Source organism: Sphingomonas sp. SAFR-052, from assembly GCF_051965015.1.
Classification (GTDB): domain Bacteria; phylum Pseudomonadota; class Alphaproteobacteria; order Sphingomonadales; family Sphingomonadaceae; genus Sphingomonas.
This window is the reverse complement of sequence record NZ_JBQCMO010000004.1, coordinates 104,827-122,772: the sequence shown is the minus strand read 5'-3', so window position 1 is coordinate 122,772 and position 17,946 is coordinate 104,827. Positions and strand designations below refer to the sequence as shown.

At 67.9% G+C, this 17,946-nt stretch carries 16 protein-coding genes; 6 read left to right on the top strand and 10 right to left on the bottom strand.

Annotation, left to right across the window (positions count from 1 at the left end; translation table 11 throughout):
- The first annotated feature begins 20 nt into the window (after positions 1–20).
- A complete protein-coding gene (locus tag ACTHQV_RS08355) occupies positions 21–500 on the top strand; it encodes a PH domain-containing protein (protein WP_440489548.1) in 480 nt (159 codons plus the stop codon).
- On the top strand, positions 494–1,918 hold the full coding sequence (locus ACTHQV_RS08350; protein WP_440489547.1) for a PH domain-containing protein: 1,425 nt from the start codon (positions 494–496) through the stop codon (positions 1,916–1,918). Before ACTHQV_RS08355 ends, ACTHQV_RS08350 begins: the two co-directional genes overlap by 7 nt.
- On the opposite strand, the gene ACTHQV_RS08345 is transcribed toward ACTHQV_RS08350, so the two are convergent.
- The 6 genes from ACTHQV_RS08345 to ACTHQV_RS08320 all read right to left on the bottom strand — a co-directional run bounded on the left by ACTHQV_RS08345 (position 1,907) and on the right by ACTHQV_RS08320 (position 9,029).
- On the bottom strand, positions 1,907–3,187 hold the full coding sequence (locus ACTHQV_RS08345; RefSeq protein WP_440489546.1) for a cell wall hydrolase: 1,281 nt from the start codon (positions 3,185–3,187) through the stop codon (positions 1,907–1,909). The genes ACTHQV_RS08350 and ACTHQV_RS08345 overlap by 12 nt on opposite strands.
- Entirely contained in the window at positions 3,184–4,104 is a 921-nt protein-coding gene (gene cysK, locus ACTHQV_RS08340; protein ID WP_440489545.1) for a cysteine synthase A, read from the bottom strand. Before cysK ends, ACTHQV_RS08345 begins: the two co-directional genes overlap by 4 nt.
- Entirely contained in the window at positions 4,101–5,429 is a 1,329-nt protein-coding gene (locus tag ACTHQV_RS08335) for an MFS transporter (RefSeq protein ID WP_440489543.1), read from the bottom strand. The genes cysK and ACTHQV_RS08335 overlap by 4 nt, the downstream gene beginning before the upstream one ends.
- A gap of 117 nt (positions 5,430–5,546) precedes the next feature.
- Entirely contained in the window at positions 5,547–6,374 is an 828-nt protein-coding gene (locus tag ACTHQV_RS08330; protein ID WP_440489541.1) for an alpha/beta fold hydrolase, read from the bottom strand.
- Between the two features lie 72 nt (positions 6,375–6,446).
- Positions 6,447–6,638, bottom strand: a complete 192-nt coding sequence (locus tag ACTHQV_RS08325) for a hypothetical protein (RefSeq protein WP_440489539.1) — start codon at positions 6,636–6,638, stop codon at positions 6,447–6,449.
- A gap of 102 nt (positions 6,639–6,740) precedes the next feature.
- Complete coding sequence (locus tag ACTHQV_RS08320; RefSeq protein ID WP_440489538.1) at positions 6,741–9,029, bottom strand: ATP-dependent helicase; 2,289 nt, start codon at positions 9,027–9,029, stop codon at positions 6,741–6,743.
- A 192-nt stretch (positions 9,030–9,221) separates the two neighbouring features.
- Here ACTHQV_RS08320 and ACTHQV_RS08315 point away from each other — a divergent pair, with 192 nt between their 5' ends.
- Both ACTHQV_RS08315 and ACTHQV_RS08310 read left to right on the top strand, forming a co-directional pair.
- A complete protein-coding gene (locus tag ACTHQV_RS08315) occupies positions 9,222–9,524 on the top strand; it encodes a UrcA family protein (protein ID WP_440489536.1) in 303 nt (100 codons plus the stop codon).
- A 125-nt stretch (positions 9,525–9,649) separates the two neighbouring features.
- Entirely contained in the window at positions 9,650–10,924 is a 1,275-nt protein-coding gene (locus tag ACTHQV_RS08310; protein WP_440489535.1) for an MFS transporter, read from the top strand.
- Here ACTHQV_RS08310 and ACTHQV_RS08305 read toward each other — a convergent pair.
- The 3 genes from ACTHQV_RS08305 to ACTHQV_RS08295 all read right to left on the bottom strand — a co-directional run bounded on the left by ACTHQV_RS08305 (position 10,901) and on the right by ACTHQV_RS08295 (position 14,100).
- On the bottom strand, positions 10,901–12,088 hold the full coding sequence (locus ACTHQV_RS08305) for a diguanylate cyclase domain-containing protein (protein WP_440489533.1): 1,188 nt from the start codon (positions 12,086–12,088) through the stop codon (positions 10,901–10,903). The genes ACTHQV_RS08310 and ACTHQV_RS08305 overlap by 24 nt on opposite strands.
- A gap of 66 nt (positions 12,089–12,154) precedes the next feature.
- On the bottom strand, positions 12,155–12,709 hold the full coding sequence (gene rsmD / locus ACTHQV_RS08300; RefSeq protein WP_440489531.1) for a 16S rRNA (guanine(966)-N(2))-methyltransferase RsmD: 555 nt from the start codon (positions 12,707–12,709) through the stop codon (positions 12,155–12,157).
- On the bottom strand, positions 12,709–14,100 hold the full coding sequence (locus ACTHQV_RS08295) for a pseudouridine synthase (RefSeq protein ID WP_440489939.1): 1,392 nt from the start codon (positions 14,098–14,100) through the stop codon (positions 12,709–12,711). Before ACTHQV_RS08295 ends, rsmD begins: the two co-directional genes overlap by 1 nt.
- Positions 14,101–14,273: 173 nt before the next feature.
- Between ACTHQV_RS08295 and ACTHQV_RS08290 the strand changes: the two genes are divergently transcribed.
- On the top strand, positions 14,274–14,708 hold the full coding sequence (locus ACTHQV_RS08290; protein WP_440489530.1) for a response regulator: 435 nt from the start codon (positions 14,274–14,276) through the stop codon (positions 14,706–14,708).
- Between the two features lie 245 nt (positions 14,709–14,953).
- On the top strand, positions 14,954–16,582 hold the full coding sequence (locus tag ACTHQV_RS08285; RefSeq protein WP_440489528.1) for an AmpG family muropeptide MFS transporter: 1,629 nt from the start codon (positions 14,954–14,956) through the stop codon (positions 16,580–16,582).
- Positions 16,583–16,610: 28 nt separating this feature from the next.
- Here ACTHQV_RS08285 and ACTHQV_RS08280 read toward each other — a convergent pair whose 3' ends face one another.
- Positions 16,611–17,915: a bifunctional folylpolyglutamate synthase/dihydrofolate synthase gene (locus tag ACTHQV_RS08280; RefSeq protein ID WP_440489526.1), complete on the bottom strand. Its 1,305-nt coding sequence runs from the start codon at positions 17,913–17,915 to the stop codon at positions 16,611–16,613.
- Between the last annotated feature and the right edge of the window lie 31 nt (positions 17,916–17,946).

The window sequence follows — 17,946 nt, the reverse complement described above, 5'->3', positions numbered from 1 at the left end:
GCCTGCCTATCACACTCGCCATGGAAGCCACGCCCCCCTCGCTCGCGCCGCTCGACCGGCGTTTCGTCACCGTGCTGCGCTGGCGCTCGGCCATCGTCGCGCTGGCGATCGTCGCGGTCGCGGGCATGGCGGAGGCGATACTGTACGATCGGGGGCTGCCGAACGGGCTGGCCGGGGTGCCAGCGCTCGCGATCGCACTGTGGATTGTTCTCGTCGCCCCGCCGCGCCGGTTCGCGCACTGGGGCTTCGCGCTCGACGATCGCGAACTGCATGTCGCCCATGGCTGGCTGACGCGGGTGCACACCATCGTGCCGATCGGCCGGGTTCAGCATATCGACCTGACGCAGGGACCGATCGAGCGCGTCTGCAGGATCGCCACGCTGGTACTGCACACCGCCGGCACCGATCATAGTCTGGTGAGCGTGCCCGGACTGGCGCGCGAACAGGCGGAGGCGGTTCGCGACCGCATCCGCCGCGCCATCGAATCCTCGCCATGGTGAACGTGGAGCCGCGCCGGCTGCATCCCGGCACGATCGTCCTGCGCATCGTGACCAAGGCGCCGCAGCAGATCGCCGGCCTCATCGCGCTGGCCGCCGCCACGTCGCGGGCGGGCATCTGGCCGATGCTCGGCATCCTCACGGTGCTGTTGATCGGGGCGGGGGCGTTCACCTGGGTCAAATGGCGGTCGTTCACCTATTTGATCGACGGCGGCGAACTGGTGATCGCCGATGGCGTGCTGCACCGCAAGCGCCGCTCGATCCCGTTCGATCGCATCCAGGACGTCTCGATCGACCAGAAGCTGCTGGCCCGCCTGTTCGGGCTGGCACGGGTGCGGATCGAAACCGGCGGCGGCGAGGCGGACGAGGCGACGCTCGACAGCGTCTCGCTGGCCGAGGCGGCGCGACTGCGCGAAGTCCTGCGCGGTGGCGGCACTGTGGCCGTCCCGTCGGTACTGCCCGCCGAACCGGCGCGCGATACGGTGTTCGCCATGTCGCCCGGCCGGGTGCTGACGATGGGCGTGTTCGGTTTCTCGCTGGTGTGGGTCGGGCTGTTGTTCGCTGGTCTCAATCAGGTCGGCGACGTCATCGGCTGGAACTGGATCGACGTGCGCGACTGGGCAGGCGTTGCGCGGCAAGAGGCGATCGCACTGGCCACGCCTTTGTTCGCGGCGATGGCCGCGGTCGTCGCGCTGGCGGTCGGCGCGATCAGTGGGGTCGTGCGGACCGTGCTGATTGAATATGGCTTTCGGCTGGAGCGCGAGGGCGGCCGGCTGCGCCGGGTGCGCGGCCTGACCACCCGGACCGAGGTCGTGGTGAGTCTGCGCCGGATTCAGCTGGCGCTGATCGAACGCGGGATGGTCAGCGGGCGGCTCGGCTGGTCGGGGCTGCGGTTCCAGACACTGGGCGGCAGCGACGATGTTGGCGGGCGGCAGAGCGTCGCCCCGTTCGCGCGGGACGAGGAGGTTACGCAGGTGCTGGCGGCGGCGGGCTATGCGCCGTTCGATCCGCTGCCGCTGCGGCCGGTGGCGTTCGGCCATGTGCTGCGGACCGGGCTGGTCCGGGGCGGATTGCCGCTGATCGGCGTGATCGTCGCCATGTTCTTTTTGCCACTTGCCGGGCTGGCGCTGCTGCTGGTGCCCATTCCCATCGCCCTCGCGCTGTTGGCGCGGCGGCACCACCGCTATGCGATCGTCGGCGACACGTTGCAGGTGATGCGCGGCGTGCTGTCCAAACAGATATGGATCGTACCACTTGCCCGTATCCAGGCGGTGTCGGTGCGGCGCTCGCCCTTGCAACGGTTGCTCGGGCTGGCGACGGTCCATGTCGATACCGCCGGGGCCAAGGGGCTGGGGCGGCCGAACATCGTCGACGTCGCGATCGAGGATGCCGAGCAGCTGACGGCGACGCTATTGCGCTGACGGGGCCGGCGCCGGATCGCCGGTGCGGCGGACCCCAGAGAGTGGCGGCACCTCGCTACGTCCCGCGGTCACGGGCGGCGCGGGCGGCGGGGCGGGCAGGGCGCGGCGCATGCACGACGCGGCGGGCCGCGAGACGAGCTGGCAGTTCCAAAGCTGCTTCTCGACGCCCGCGCCCCGATCGCGCAGATAGCTGAACGACATGGTGTTCAGCGCGGCCGGCTCCCATGCCAGCCCGGCGCGGGTGGGCACGGCGGCGGGATCGCGCCAGCCGAGGAACTTGCACCGCGTCCGCTCACCGCACGTCGCCTGGGCGAAGGCAGACCATTTGTCGGGCGTCAGCGTGTCGAGGGGCACAAGGAAGGTGACCGGATCGTCGCTGCTCGGCCGCGGAAGGGCGCCGGGCGCGAAGCTGCCGGTCAGCACGCCCGCTTCCTGTTCGACCGCCAGTACCTCGGGCAGCTTGTGCGCAGGCGAATAGGGGGCAAGCTGTTCGATGCGCGGCTCGGTGGTGCCGACGACGCGACGGAACGCACCGGGCGTGCCCCACCATCCCGCCCAGCGGAAGAACAGGTGGGTATCGACCGCCGCGATCTTGTCGAGGCTCGACTGCCAATAGGGCACGACCCAGTCGGTATGGTAATGCGTCGCATAGCCGACCGGCGCATAGACGCTGCCCGCCAGCGCCGCCGCCGCGACCTTGCGTGCGCGGTCCCAGAAGGGCTGCGGGTAGACACGGGCGAGCGCCCCGTCGCAGGTGAAGGTGAACTGGCAACCGGTGGTCCGCTCCGACCCCTGAAACACCACGCCGCACACACTTTTTGGAAAGGCGGGATGGCGCAGCCGGTTGAGCACGACCTGTGCCACCGCCCGCTGCCCCTTCGCATCGTCGCCGGCTTCATAGAGGACGGCGGCGGCGAGGCAGTCGGTCGCGCGGGTGCGATTGTAGAGATCGCCGGCGAAGCGGAACGGCCGCGCCGCCGGGTTGGGGCCGGTGACGAACGGTACCTTCGCATTGAAGGCGCGGGCGTCGTTGGGTTCGAGCGCACGATATTCAATCGGTTCGACCGGGGGCGGGGGCGCCTCGGGCGATGTCGCCGCCACCTGCCGCCGCTGCTCGGCATGCGAGGCGGCGGCGCGGATCGGCGGGGTCGACCGGATCAGGACCGCGGGCACGGTGACCGCCGCGACCGACAGCGCCACCAAGACGCCGTCGATCGCGATCGATCCGCTGCCGATCGCGCGCCGTTCGACCACCGCCGCTTCGCTCATTGTTCGGGCAGGAAGTCGGGCACCGAGAGATAGCGCTCGCCGGTATCGTAGTTGAAGCCGAGCACGCGGACACCGTCGGGCAGGTCGGGCAGCTTCTGCAGGATCGCTGCCAAGGTCGCCCCCGACGAGATACCGACCAGCATCCCCTCTTCGCGTGCCGAGCGTCGTGCCATGTCCTTGGCGACCGCCGCATCAACCTTGATCACGCCATCGATCGCGCGGGTGTGGAGATTGGCAGGGACGAAGCCTGCGCCGATGCCCTGGATCGGGTGCGGTCCCGGCTGCCCGCCCGAAATCACTGGCGAGAGTTCGGGCTCGACCGCATAGACCTTCAAGTCCGGCCACTGCGCCTTCAGCGTTTCGGCGACGCCGGTAATGTGCCCGCCGGTGCCGACGCCGGTGACGATGACGTCGATCGGATTGTCGGCGAAGTCGTTCAGGATCTCCTGCGCCGTCGTCCGCACATGGACGTCGATGTTCGCCGGATTTTCGAACTGCTGCGGGATCCACGCGTCGGGCGTTTCCGCGGCCAGCTCGTGCGCCCGCTCGATCGCACCCTTCATGCCCTTTTCGCGCGGCGTCAGGTCGAAGGTCGCGCCATAGGCCAGCATCAGCCGGCGGCGCTCGATGCTCATGCTTTCGGGCATCACGAGCACCAGCTTGTAGCCCTTGACCGCGGCGACCATCGCCAGGCCGACACCGGTATTGCCGCTGGTCGGTTCGATGATCGTGCCGCCGGGCTTCAGGTCGCCCGATGCCTCGGCCGCCTCGATCATCGCCAGCGCGATGCGGTCCTTGATCGACCCGCCGGGGTTGGAACGCTCGGACTTGATCCACACCTCGGCATCGCCGAACAGCCGCTTGACGCGGATATGCGGCGTATTCCCGATCGTTTGCAGGATGGTATCGGCCTTCATGGCTGGGTCTCCTTGGGCGTGACTTCGAGGTCTTTGGGCGGCGTAAAGCTGCGCGCAGCGCGCAGCTCGGGAAAAAGCTTCGACCAGAGCATGGTGACGCCGATCGCCAGCACGCCACCGCCCGCAACGGCGACGACCGGCCCGACCAGCGCAGCGAGGAAGCCGGATCGCGCCTCGCCCAGTTCGTTCGATCCCGATACGAACAGCGTCGACACCGCGCCGACCCGTCCGCGCATGGCGTCGGGCGTGTGCAGCTGGATCAGCGACTGGCGGACATAGACCGACACCATGTCGGTCGCCCCCACCACGAACAACGCGGCCAGCGCCAGCAGCGCGGCAGGCGCGAAGTCGCTGCCGATCGCCGCCTGCCCGAACACCGGGATGAGCAACGGCGCGGACAGGCCGAACAGCGCGGTCGCTGCACCGAAACCCATCACCGACAGCAGCATCTTGGCACCGACATCCTTCGACAGCGGCTTCACTGCGAACACTGCCGCCACGACCACCGCGCCCAATGCCGGCGCGGCGCGCAGATGCCCAAGGCCGTCCGCGCCGATCTGCAGGATGTCGCGGGCATAGATCGGCAGCATCGCCGTCGCCCCGCCGAGTAGCACCGCGAACAGGTCGAGCGAGATCGCCCCGAACACCAGCCGGTTGCGTCGGACATAGGACAATCCGTCGAGCATCTGCCGCCACGGATTGGCCTTGCCCGCGATAACCGCGCGCGGGATCGGCGGGATCAGGAACAGCATGGCCAGCCCGAATAGGAACAGCGCCGCCGACACCGCATAGGGGACGTAATGGCCCGCGGCATAAAGATAACCGCCCATCGCCGGGCCCAGCACCGATCCGCCCTGCCAAGCGATCGAACTCATCGCAATCGCGGTGGGCAGCACGGCGGCGGGGACGAGATTGGGGGCGAGTGCCTGCAACGCCGGCCCGGCAAAGGCGCGTGCGACGCCCAGCATCGCCGCAACGAAGAACAGCCAAGGCAGGGTGATCGCACCGCTATAGGTCAGCCACGCGAGCAGCAGCGCGCAGCTACCCTCCAGTGCGACCGAGCCCCTCGCGATCCAGCGCCGGTCGATCCGGTCGGCAACCCAACCGGCGACCAGCGACAACACCAGCAACGGCAAAAACTGCGCAACCCCGATCAGCCCCAGCTGAAACGCGGCCTGCCGGATCGTCATCGTCTCGCGCGCGATGTCGTATACCTGCCACCCGATCACGACGACCATCGCGATCTGCGCAAGCGTGTTCGACAGCCGGGCAAGGAAATAGGCGCGAAACGCAGGAATGGCGAAGGGGTGGGGGGACGCGGACATGGGGTAGGGGTTTAGGTCCGCTCTTGGGCCGGGGCAATGCAGATCGGCTTGGGGGGTATTGGTTCAGGCTTTGGCACGCGGCGTCCTTCCGGTTTGCGACCGGAAGGACGCTTACCCTTAACGCCGGCCGAGGAACGACAGCAGGTCGTCGGTCAGCCGGTCGCTCTCGGTCGCGAACAAGCCGTGCGGTGCGCCGTCATATTCGATCAGTTCGGCATTCGGCAGCGCCTTGGCCAGCGCACGGCCGGTCGCATCGATCGGCACCGTCTGATCCGACGTGCCATGAATGATGAGCGTCGGCACGGTGATCGACGGCAGGTCGGGGCGGAAATCGGTCGTCCCGAACGATTCCGCGCACGCCAATGTCGGCTTGAGCCCGGCCAGCATCGCGGTATTCCATGACAGGTCGAGCACCTCCTCGCTCACCGGGCTGGTGATGAAGCCGACGCCGTAGAACTGGTCGAAGAAGGTGCGGAAGAATTTCGGCCGGTCCGCCTTGATATTGTCGGCGATTTCCTGAAGCTGGTCCTGCGGCACGCCGTCGGGATTGTCGTCGGTCTGGAGCATGTAGGGCACGACCGAACCGATGAAGCCGACCCGGCTGACGCCCTTGCCGCCATGGCGAGACATATAGCGTGCGACCTCGCCACCGCCCATTGAGAAGCCGATCAGCGCGGCATCGTCGCTGACGCCGGTTTCGGCCATCACATCGGCCAAATCGTCGGACAGGCTGTCATAGTCATAGCCCGACCAGGGCTGGTCCGATCGGCCGAAGCCACGCCGGTCATAGGCGATGACCCGGTATCCCGCGTCGGCCAGCGCCATCGCCTGCGGGTCCCAGCTGTCGGCGGACAGCGGCCAGCCATGGATCAGAACGACCGGGCGACCTTGTCCCCAATCCTTCACGAACAGGTTGGTGCCATCGCGGGTCTTCACATAGGGCATCGATCGGTCCTTATCGGGAATTGCCCGACCTGAACGACCGACAAGGGCGGCGGTTGCCTGTCGAAGCGCAGGTCAGTCGCGCGGAACGATTCCCAGCAACGGCCGGGCGAGCCCACTGCGCTCGGCATCCTGCAACATCACCGAATAGCGTTCCGCCATTTCGTGATGCACCCGCCGCACTTCGGGCAGTTGTGCGCTCTCGGCGCGCGCGCGTGCCTCGTCCAAGCGGCGGCGATAATATTCGGCATTATCGACGATCGACATCGGGTCCTCCTGGCCTTCCGTACAGGGTAGACCAAACAATATGCCGAAAAGCCTATTCAGTCGCTGATATACATTAAGCAGCGGTTCAGGCCTGTCGATACTTCATCCCGGTGTGACGAAACTGTCGAGCACCCGCTTCTGACCGGCGGTTTCGAACCGCACTTCCAGCTTGTTGCCCTCGATCGTTTCGATCGTGCCGTATCCGAATTTCTGATGGAACACGCGCTGCCCGGTCGACAGGTCGCTGCGCCCCTTGTTGCCCAGGCTGATCGCACTCGCCCGCGCCTCGACCACCCGCGACGGGGTGGTGGTGAAGCTCGAGCCTTGCGACGCCGCCCGCTGCCACCCCGGCCCTCGCCCGGTACCGCGCGCGACATCGGCGAAGGGATCTGCGCGTTCGCTCCAGTTCGCCCGCCACAGGCTCTCGCCGCCCGACATCGTCGTCTCGGTATCGATATGCTCGGCCGGCAGCTCGCCGACGAAGCGCGAGGGCAGCGACGAATTCCACTGGCCATAGATGCGGCGATTGGCGGCATGGAACACGACCGCCAGTCGCCGCGCGCGCGTGATCGCGACATAGGCGAGGCGGCGTTCCTCCTCGAGGCTGGCGGTGCCGCCCTCGTCGAGCGAGCGCTGCGACGGGAACAGTCCTTCCTCCCATCCGACGCAGAACACGGTGTCGAACTCCAGCCCCTTGGCGGCATGGATGGTCATGATCGTGACCTTCGGCTCCTCGGCCGACGCCTCGTTGTCCATCACCAGCGACACGTGTTCGAGGAACGCGCCGAGCGATTCATATTCCTCCATCGCCCGGACCAGTTCGGTGAGGTTCTCCAGCCGCCCGGCGGCTTCGGCGGTCTTTTCCGCCTGATACATGGCGGTATAGCCGCTTTCGTCCAGCAACTGCCGCGCCAGTTCGGCATGCGGCAGGTCGCGGGCCATGTCGCGCCAGCGCGCAAAATCGCCGACCAGACGCCCCAGCGACTTGCGCGCCGCCCCGGTCAATTCGTCGGTGTCGAGGATGCGTGCGGCGGCGGTCATCAGCGACGAACCGGTCGCACGGGCATAGCGGTGGATGGTCTGCACCGCCTTGTCGCCCAGACCCCGTTTGGGCACGTTGACGATCCGTTCGAAGGCGAGATCGTCGGCCGGCTGGTTGACGACGCGCAGATATGCGAGCGCATCGCGGATTTCGGCGCGTTCGTAGAAGCGGAACCCGCCGACGATCCGGTAGGGCATGCCGATACCGATGAAGCGTTCTTCGAACTCGCGCGTCTGATGCTGTGCCCGGACCAGGATCGCACAATCATCAAGGCTCTTGCCGTCACGCTGCGTGCGTTCGATCATCTCACCGACGCGGCGCGCTTCCTCCGGGCCGTCCCAGACGCCGATGACGCGGACCTTTTCGCCGACATCGCATTCGGTCCACAGCGTCTTGCCCAGCCGACCGCCGTTGTGCGCGATCACGCCCGATGCGGCGCCCAGGATATGCGGGGTCGATCGGTAATTCTGTTCGAGCCGGACGATCTTCGCGCCTGGAAAATCACGTTCGAAGCGCAGGATGTTCTCGACCTGCGCGCCGCGCCACGAATAGATCGATTGGTCGTCGTCGCCGACGCAGCACAGGTTGCGACGCTCCTGCGCCAGCAACCGCAGCCACAGATACTGGACGCTGTTGGTGTCCTGATATTCGTCGACCATGATGTAGCGGAAGCGCTGCTGATACTGGGCCAGCACCTCGCGGTTGCTGCGCAGGATCGTCAGCACGTGGAGCAACAGGTCGCCGAAGTCGCAGGCGTTCACCGCCTTTAATCGGTCCTGATATTGCTGGTACAATTCGCCGCCACGGCCGTTGGCGAAACGCTCGCTCTCCCCGGCATCGACGTCCGCGGGGGTCATCCCCTTGTTCTTCCACCCGTCGATCAGCCCGGCGAGGCTGCGTGCGGGCCAGCGTTTCTCGTCGAGATTGGCGGCGAGGATCAGCTGCTTGAGCAGCCGCAACTGGTCGTCGGTATCGAGGATGGTGAAATTGGATTGCAGCCCGACCAGCTCGGCGTGCCGCCGCAGCATCTTGGCCCCGATCGCGTGGAAGGTGCCCAGCCACGGCATCCCCTCCACCAGATCGCCGACCAGCCGCCCGACGCGCTCACGCATTTCGCGCGCGGCCTTGTTGGTGAAGGTCACCGACAGGATTTCGGAAGGATAGGCCTTGCGCGTGTAGAGGAGATGCGCGAGCCGCGCGGTCAGCGCCGCGGTCTTGCCGGTGCCCGCGCCGGCCAGCACCAAGACGGGGCCGTCGGTAGTCAGCACCGCATCGCGCTGCGGTTCGTTCAACCCGCGCAGATAGGGCGGATCGGCAGGGGTGGGGGACAAGGTTGGGACGCTCGACATCGTCGAACAGGTAGGGAACGAAGCGTAAAGCGACAAGCAAGGAAATTGTTTCGGAACCGTCATCGTCCTGCCATCGATGGTTCGCCGCGTTGCAATAAACCCGCTCTATCAGCGCGTTGCCGGTGGACGGCGGCGCCCGATGCGCGGGCGACCGCTGCTGCGACGGGCAACGAATTCGCAGGAGCTATCGTCATGATCATCCGTATCGTCGCCCTTGCGGCGACCGCCTTCGCATGCCTGTCGTCCGTTGCTTATGCCGAAGTGCGCGAGCCCGTTTCGGTCCGCGTATCCTATGCCGGACTGGACCTGACCAGGGCCGAGGACCGCCGCATCCTCGACGCGCGCATCGATCGCGCGTCGCTGAAGGCCTGCCGTTCGAGCGCATTCGGCCTGCGCCGGATCGCCGACGAGAATCGCTGCCGCGCCGAAATGCACCGCGATGGCGAAGTCCGCGTGGCGCAGTTGCAGCCGGTAACGGTCGCCAGCACCCGGTAAGCAAGCGGGTCGCCGCCCCAATGCGGGGCGGCGATACCGATAGTTGCGTGCTGGCCGACGTACAAGAAATCTTCTTGCGCGTCCGCCGCAAATCGGTAGGCGGGGGCATGACTCACCCGCATCCCATGCGCGCCCATCGTCGCATCCTGATCGCCAGCCTGATCGGCACTTCGGTCGAATTCTACGACTTCTATATCTATGCGACCGCCGCGACGCTGGTCTTCGGATCGCTGTTCTTTCCGTCCGAAAGCGCGTCGGCGCAGTTGATGGCGAGCTATCTGTCGATCGGCCTCGCCTTCATCGCCCGACCGCTCGGCGCGGTGGTGTTCGGCCATTTCGGCGACCGGCTCGGCCGCAAGTCGACGCTGGTCGCATCGTTGATGCTGATGGGCGGATCGACCCTGCTGATCGCGTTCCTGCCGACCTATGCCCAGGTCGGCTGGGTCGCGCCGCTGCTGTTGTGCACACTGCGGTTCGCGCAGGGGCTGGGGCTGGGCGGCGAATGGGGCGGGGCGGCGCTGCTCGCGGTCGAGAATGCGCCGCCGGGCTGGCGCGGGCGGTTCGGCATGGTCCCGCAACTGGGCGCCCCGGTCGGGTTCATCGCCGCCAACGGGCTATTCCTGCTGCTCGGGCTGACCCTGTCCGACGCCGATTTCCTCGCCTGGGGCTGGCGCCTGCCGTTCCTGTTCAGCGTCGCGCTGGTCGGGCTGGGCCTGTGGGTCCGGGTGAAGCTGAGCGAAACCCCTGCCTTCGCCAGCGCGCTGGCACACGAAGCGCCGCCCAGCGTCCCGATCGCCGAACTGGCCGGCAGCCATTTGCGCGCGACGCTGGCCGGGACCTTCGGCGTGATCGCCTGTTTCGCGCTCTATTACATCGCCACGACCTTCGTGCTCGGCTATGGCACCACCACGCTCGGCTATTCGCGTGGCGCATTCTTGCAGACGCAGCTGGTCGCGATCCTGTTCATGGCCGCAGGCATCGCGCTCGCCGGCTGGCTGTCCGACCGGTCGACGCCCGCGCGCGTGCTGGCGGGCGGCTGTGTCGGCGTGGTCGTGGCGGGCGGGCTGCTCGGGCCGATGATCGGCGGCGGATCGCTGTTCGTCATCGGCGCGTGGTTGTCGTTCGCACTGCTGATGATGGGCTTCGTCTATGGGCCGCTCGGCGCATGGCTGCCCGCGCTGTTCCCGGCCCGGGTGCGCTATACCGGCGCGTCGATGGGGTTCAATGTCGGCGGCGTCATCGGTGGCGGCCTGACCCCCAGTATCGCCCAGGCGCTGTCGATCGACCACGGCCTTTGGTCGGTCGGCATGGTCCTGGCCGGGGCAGGGGTCGCCAGCCTGATCGGCCTCGCCATCGTGCCGCGTCGGCAGCCGGTGTCAGCGGTTTCGCACCAGGCTTAACGGTTCGGCCTGCACCGGATCGGGCATCGGCAGGATGCGATCGCGCCCAGCACGTTTCGCGGCATAGACCGCACGGTCGGCGCGTTCGAGCAGGCTGTCGATATCGTCGTCGGGCAGCAGCACGGCCAGCCCGCCGCTGACCGTCACCGCGGGCAGATGCGTGGCGATCGCCGGCAGCGTCGCCCGCACCGACTGCGCGCTAAGCCATGCCCCGCGCAGCGTAGTCCGGTCGAGCAGACCGACAAATTCCTCGCCGCCCAGCCGTGCGATCACCGCCGATCGCGGCAGGCGGTCGACCAGCACCCCGGCAAAGGCGCGCAGGACCGCGTCGCCGGTGGCATGGCCATAGCGGTCGTTGACCTGCTTGAAATGGTCGAGATCGAACAGGATCGCCGCTACCGGAAATCCACGCGCGCGCGCTTCGGCGATCATTACCCGCGCCTGGCGGTTGAAACCGCGGCGATTGGCGATCCCGGTCAGCGGATCGGTCTCCGATTCGGCGATCGACTGCCCCATCGCCGCCTGTACCACCAGCAGCAGCGTCACCAGCCCGACCGCGACGACCAGCACGCCACCGACCGATTGCGACAACAACGCATAGCTGCTGGTCGAATGGGCGATCGGGTCCGATCCCGATCCGAAGGCGGCGGCAAAGAACGGCTTGAGCGCGAAATACAGCGTCAGCAGCGCGAGCGTGATCCCCAGCGCCAGCCAAAGCGGATCGCGCCGCTTCCGCACCGCACCGACCGCGATCGCCGCCGCCATCGCCGACCCGGCGATATAGGGCGATTGGAACAGCAATTCGTGCAGCAACTGGTTGTTGGGACCGTTCCATATCGCGGTACGGACCAGCGTCCCGCCGACGACCAGCAGCGTGAACGCCCTCCATGGCCGCCGCCGCCCGGCCATCGACGCCAGCCCGATCAGCAGCATCGCCAGGCTCAGGAGGAAGGATCCGTAGCTCAGGATCATGAAGGGGATCGTGAACGGCGTCGAGCGCACCCCCAGTTCGCTGATCGGCATCAGCCCGCCGAACAGATAAGTTACCGCGAACCAGCTGGCATAGCGCTGTTCGGGGTAGGACAGGCGAATGATCCCAAAGGTTACCGCGAACAATCCCGCCACGACGGCATTCACGATTAAGGCGTAAATCGCGCTGTCCATTCGCCTCGACTCCCCCCGGTGTCCGGCTGCGGCCTATCGAACATTCGCCGCCAAAAGGTTAATCCGTCAGTTTTCCGGTGCCATATCAAGCCGAAGCAGCGTGATCTTCGCCTTGCCATAGACCCGTTCGGCATCGACCGCGAAGCGCGGCAGGTCGATCGCCTCGGCCTTGGCGGTCTCGATGCTGACCCAGGTCGCCGGGCCGATCCAGCCGAGTCGCGCCAGCTTGTCCGCCGCGACCGCACCGGCGCCGCTGCCATAGGGCGGGTCCATCATGACGACGTCGAGCGGGCGGGGCGCCGGCCCCAGCGCCAGCACCGACGTCGCGCGCACATCGCTGCCCGCCGCGTCCAGCTTGGTCAGGTTGGCGCGCAGCGCATCGAGCGCCGCCCGGTCCTGTTCGACGAACAGGCAGGTCGCGGCGCCGCGCGACAGCGCCTCGATCCCCAACGCCCCCGACCCGGCGAACAGATCGGCGACCGCCAGTTCGTCGAAGCTGCCGACCCGGCTGGCCAGCATCGAAAACAGCGCCTCGCGCGTACGGTCGGCGGTCGGGCGTGTCGCGTCCCCCTTCGGCGCGACGATCGGCCGCCCGCGCCACATGCCCGAAATGACCCGCATCAGCGCTTGCCCCCGCCCGGACGGCCACCCTTGGGCTTGCCCTTGGCCGGCCGGTTCGATGGCGCGGCCTTGGCCCAGCCGGTCGGCTTGCGCTTCGGCCGGTCGACGAAGCTCGCCCGGTCGGCATCGGCCGCCTGTTCGCGCGTCATCCGCTTTTCGACCGGACCACGCGGCCCCTCGCTGCGCTCGACGCGCGGCTTGCGGGCGACCCCGTCATAGCCCGGCCGGTCGGCATGCGCGGCGGCGCGGCGGGTGCGGGCATTGTCGGGGCGGTCGCCATAGGCACGCCGGTCGCCAAGGCCCGGTTGCCGCCGTTCGGCCGGCGTCTGCCCCGCCTGCGTCAGCGGATCGAAGCCCTCGCGCCGATCGACCGGCCGTTCGGTGGCATGGGTGCGCGGGCCGACCCGGCGCGCGTCGGGCTTTTGCGGTCGATCGCCGAAGCTGGCACGTTCCGGCCGCGCGCCGAAGCTGCGCCGCTCGCCATCTCCCTGCGGCCGACCCGGACCGTCCTGATCGGGGCGGCGGCCGCTGAAGCCCGAACGCTGTCCGTCGCGCTCGACGCGCGGGCGCCGCTCGTCGAACCGCCCACTCGCCACCGGCTCGGGACGCGGCAGCGGCGTTGCCCGCCGCCACGCCTTCAGCGCCGCCGGATCGGCTCCCTCGGGGGCCGGCTTGCTGGTCGGCTTGTTGCTCAGCGTCTTGCGGAACGCGACCAGTTCGTGCTGCTTGATCTCGTCGACCTCACCCTCGGGCAGGTCCTCGAGATGGAAGGGGCCATAGCGCGTGCGGATCAGGCGCGACACCTTCAGCCCCAGATGTTCGAGGACCCGGCGAACCTCGCGGTTCTTGCCCTCGGTCAGCGTCATCTCGATCCAGGTATTGGTGCCGGTGCGCCGTTCGAGATTGGCGTTGATCGGCCCATAGCGCACGCCCTCGATCTCGATGCCCATCATCAATTCTTCGAGCGTCTGCTGGCTGATCTCGCCATAGGCGCGCGCGCGATAGGTCCGCTCGACCCCGGTCGCGGGCAGTTCCAGACGGCGCTTGAACTCGCCGTCGGTGGTCATCAGCAACAGGCCTTCGGTATTCAGGTCGAGCCGCCCGACCGGGATCAGCCGCGGCACTCCCTTGGGCAGCCGGTCGTAGATCGTCGGACGCCCGGCGCCGTCGCGCTCGGCGGTCAGCGTGCCGGCGGGCTTGTGGAAACGGAACAGCCGGGTCGGCTCGGGTGCCGCGACCGGGGCGCCATCGACGGTCACCCCCTTCAGATTGGGCAGGATCGTCGCCGGCGTTTCGAGGACGACCCCGTCCAGCGAGACGCGTCCGGCGGCGATCATGCGTTCGATGTCGCGGCGCGACGCGACGCCGGCACGCGCCAGCAACTTGGCGATTCGCTGGCCTTCGCGGGGGGAATCGGTCGTGGTTTCGGGTGGGGTAACGATGGTCAGGGTTTCCGTTTGCGGCGATGTGACGAAAGTTTCAGCCGAAGCGGTTCCTTCGTCGCCTTCGCGAGTTTGTGCGTTCGTATAAGCTGTATGCATCCCGGTGGAAAGCGAGTGGGGCAATGTTGTTCGGGCGCAAGAAGCGGCACATCAACCGGATCCTGGTCGTCGAGGACGAGCCGTTGGTCGCGTTCGACACCGAACATTTCCTCGGCGCATCGGGTTTTGAAATCGCGGAGACGGTCGATACCGTAGCCGGCGCGCTGGCCGTGCTCGATTCCGGGCGCGAGCTCGATCTGGTGCTGGTCGACATCAACCTGTCCGACGGCAACGGGCTGGACGTCGCCCGATCGGCGCACGAACGCGGCATGCCCGTGCTGCTGGTCACCGGCGCCTGCCCGCAGGAGGCACAGGTGTTCGCCGCCGGCTGCCTCAGCAAACCCTATCCGCAAAAGGATCTGCTGAGCGCGATCGATGCGATCGACGCGGTGATCGGCGGCGCGAAACTGCCTCGACGGCTGCCCAGCGGCTTCAACCTGTTCCGCACGGCGGCGTAACGCCCGCTACCCTTCCCCATACCGTTCGGTTCGAGTAGTGATCGAGCGAAGTCGAGAGCGCGTATCGAGAACGGGGTGCCGCTGGACAGGCGGTCTCGACGGACGCTTCTCGACTTCGCTCGAAGCTGCTCGAACCGAACGGAAGAGGGTCGGGATTGGAAGTGCGTAGGGAAGAGGGCAGCCCCACCACCTTGCCGCCACCGCCAACCCCTTCTACGGTCCCGCCCCTTCCGGGAGGGATATGCATGACCGAAGCCGCGCCCAAGGGGCTGGCGCTGATCCGTATGGGGCTGGGCAATCGCAAGACGGCGGCGATGTTCGCGTTCGGCCTTGCCGCCGGACTGCCCTTCACGCTGCTGCTCGGCACGCTCAACGCATGGCTGGCCGAGGCGAAGATCAATCTCGCGACCATCGGGCTGTTGTCGTGGATCGGGCTGATCGCGGCGTTCAAGTTCCTGTGGTCGCCGGTCGTCGACCGGCTGCGCCTGCCGCTGCTCGAACGGTTCGGGCGACGCAAATCGTGGCTGCTGCTGTGTCAGGCGGTATTGGTCGCGACCTTCCTGACGCTGTCGGTCAGCGATCCGGCGACCGCGATCGGCTGGTTCGCGCTGGTCGCGGTGATCGGCGCGTTCGCCGCCGCAACGCAGGATACGGTGATCGATGCATGGCGGATCGACGTCGCCGACGACCGCGCGACGCTCGGCATCCTGTCGTCGATCTACCAGCTCGGTTACCGGATCGCGACGCTGATCGGCGGGGCATTGGCGCTGGTGCTGGCCGATGCGATCACCTGGCCGCTGGTCTATGCGGTCATGGGCGTCTTCATGGCCGTGTTGCTGGTCGCGACCTTGTTCGCACCCGACACGCCGCGCCCGCCGGCCGAACGCGCAGTCGGCGGCGCGGTGGGTCCGAGCACGCGCGACAAGCGCACCGGCCTCATCATCGTCGGGCTGTGCTGGGGCTGGGCGATCGTCACGATCGGCGCGTTCATGGTTCGTGTCCTGAACGTCGCCCCCGGCGAAACCCCGCCCAGCGTCGGCGACTTCACCCGGCTGACCGGGCCGTGGATCATTGTCGTCACCGTCGTCGTGCCAGCCCTGGTCGCGGCGTGGCTCAACCGCCAGGCGCAACTGGCGGAATGGCTCGGCTGGGACCGGGAGCGGGCGCCGACGCCCGGCTTCATCGAACACGGCTACCGTGCACTGATCCTGCCGCTGTCCGAACTGGTCGGACGGCTGGGCTTTGGCGCGGTTATCGTGCTCGGGCTGATCCTCAGCTACCGGCTATGCGATTCGATCTGGGGGCCGTTCGCCTATCCATTCTACCTCGAGGAACTGGGGTACACGAACGCCGAAGTCGCCTTTGCGTCCAAGATTTTCGGCGTCGCCATGACCATCGTCGGCGTGTCGCTGGGCGGCATCCTGTTCGCGGTGCTGGGGCGGATGCCGACGCTGCTGATCGGCGCAATCGTCGCGGCGGCCAGCAACCTGCTCTATGCCGATCTGGCGTCGGGATCGCCGGTGATCGACGCGGTGTCGGGCGCGACCGGACTGCTCAACCTCGGCGTCGATGCGCGGATGATGCGGCTGATGGTCGCGATCTCGGGCGAGAATATCGCGGGCGGTTTGGCCGGGGCGGCGTTCGTCGCCTATCTCTCCTCGATCGCCAGCAAGGAACATAGCGCGGTCCAATATGCGCTGCTGTCGTCGCTGACGCTGCTGGTCGGCTCGCTCGGCCGCGCGGGGCTTGGCGAGGCGGTCGAACAGATGGGCTATGCGCCGGTGTTCCGCTTCACAGCTGCTCTGGGGCTCGTGGCAGTGGGGTTCGTTCTGCTCGAATGGGTGCGGTGGAAGCGCGAAGTGAAGAAGGGCTGATACACGTGTCGCCGCGTGAACCCACCCCCTAAACCGGCACCTCGTCATTCGCCGACAGCACGGTCCCCGCAAGATACAGCGACCCCGCGATCAACACCGCCTCCGGCTCCGACCGCGCCAGCAAATCGAGCGCCGCCGCCGGATCGGTCGCGACATCGGCGGTCAGCCCCAGCGCCCGCGCCTGCCGCGCCAGTTCGGCCGGCGGATGGTGCGCATGGCCTGGCACCGGCACCGCAACGACATGGTCGACCACCCCGGCCAGATGCCGCAACACCGCCCCGGCATCCTTGTTGGCCAGCATCCCCAGCACCAGCGCCGACCGTTCGCCACGGCTGATCCGCGGCCAGCCGCACGCCACCTCGATCGCAGCGGATTCGTTGTGCGCCCCGTCCAGCCACACGCCATGGCGCGGATCGATCCGTCCGGTCAGCGGCCCGCCACCCCGGAGTCGCTGCATCCGCGCCGGCCAGCGCGCGGTGGCAGCGGCGGTGCGGATCGCCGCATCCGACACCGCCACCGCCGACTGATGCCGCAGCATCGCCGCCGCCAGCGCCAGATTGTCGCGCTGATGCACACCCGCCAGCGCCGGTTCGGGCAGGTCGAGCGTCCCCATCGCATCGCGATACCGCCCGTCGACCGCATCCCATGCCGACCCCCGAGCGATCAACGTCGCCCCCGCCGCATCGACCGTCGCCTCGACCCGCGCGGCGATCTCGGGTGGATAGGCGAGGGTGACGACCGGCACGCCGGCCTTGGCGATCCCGGCCTTCTCCGCCGCGATCCCGACCAGCGACGATCCCAGAAACGCCTCGTGATCGATGCCCAGCGCGGCAATACCGCAGGCGACCGGCGCGGGAAGGACATTGGTCGCGTCCAGCCGTCCGCCCAAGCCGACCTCGATCACGCACGCATCGGCCGGCGTCCGGGCAAAGGCGAGGAAGGCGGCGGCGGTCGTGATCTCGAAGAAGCTCGCCCCGATCCCGTCGGCGGCATCGAGCACTTCGCCCAGCAACGCCGCCAGCGCCGGATCGTCGATCAGCGTTCCCGCCAGCCGGATGCGTTCGTTGAACCGCACCAGATGCGGGCTGGCGTAGACATGCGCGCGGAGGCCCGCCGCCTCGATCGCCGCGCGCAGATAGGCGCAGGTCGACCCCTTGCCATTGGTCCCGGCGACATGGAACACCGGCGGCAGATGGCGATGCGGATCGCCCAGGCGCGCCAGCAGCCGGGTGATCCGGTCGAGCCCGAGAATGTCGGCGCCGGGCGACAGCAAGGTCAGCCGGTCGAGTTGCGCCTGCACGGCGGGATCGGTCGAAATAGCGAAATCAGGCAACCCAAATCCTCCCCGCTACGCGGGGAGGGGG

Coding starts and splice junctions, on each gene's coding strand:
- ACTHQV_RS08355 (WP_440489548.1), top strand. CDS start 21: ATGGAAGCCACGCCCCCCTCGCTCGCGCCGCTCGACCGGCGTTTCGTC.
- ACTHQV_RS08350 (WP_440489547.1), top strand. CDS start 494: ATGGTGAACGTGGAGCCGCGCCGGCTGCATCCCGGCACGATCGTCCTG.
- ACTHQV_RS08345 (WP_440489546.1), bottom strand. CDS start 3,187: ATGAGCGAAGCGGCGGTGGTCGAACGGCGCGCGATCGGCAGCGGATCG.
- cysK (WP_440489545.1), bottom strand. CDS start 4,104: ATGAAGGCCGATACCATCCTGCAAACGATCGGGAATACGCCGCATATC.
- ACTHQV_RS08335 (WP_440489543.1), bottom strand. CDS start 5,429: ATGTCCGCGTCCCCCCACCCCTTCGCCATTCCTGCGTTTCGCGCCTAT.
- ACTHQV_RS08330 (WP_440489541.1), bottom strand. CDS start 6,374: ATGCCCTATGTGAAGACCCGCGATGGCACCAACCTGTTCGTGAAGGAT.
- ACTHQV_RS08325 (WP_440489539.1), bottom strand. CDS start 6,638: ATGTCGATCGTCGATAATGCCGAATATTATCGCCGCCGCTTGGACGAG.
- ACTHQV_RS08320 (WP_440489538.1), bottom strand. CDS start 9,029: ATGTCGAGCGTCCCAACCTTGTCCCCCACCCCTGCCGATCCGCCCTAT.
- ACTHQV_RS08315 (WP_440489536.1), top strand. CDS start 9,222: ATGATCATCCGTATCGTCGCCCTTGCGGCGACCGCCTTCGCATGCCTG.
- ACTHQV_RS08310 (WP_440489535.1), top strand. CDS start 9,650: ATGCGCGCCCATCGTCGCATCCTGATCGCCAGCCTGATCGGCACTTCG.
- ACTHQV_RS08305 (WP_440489533.1), bottom strand. CDS start 12,088: ATGGACAGCGCGATTTACGCCTTAATCGTGAATGCCGTCGTGGCGGGA.
- rsmD (WP_440489531.1), bottom strand. CDS start 12,709: ATGCGGGTCATTTCGGGCATGTGGCGCGGGCGGCCGATCGTCGCGCCG.
- ACTHQV_RS08290 (WP_440489530.1), top strand. CDS start 14,274: ATGTTGTTCGGGCGCAAGAAGCGGCACATCAACCGGATCCTGGTCGTC.
- ACTHQV_RS08285 (WP_440489528.1), top strand. CDS start 14,954: ATGACCGAAGCCGCGCCCAAGGGGCTGGCGCTGATCCGTATGGGGCTG.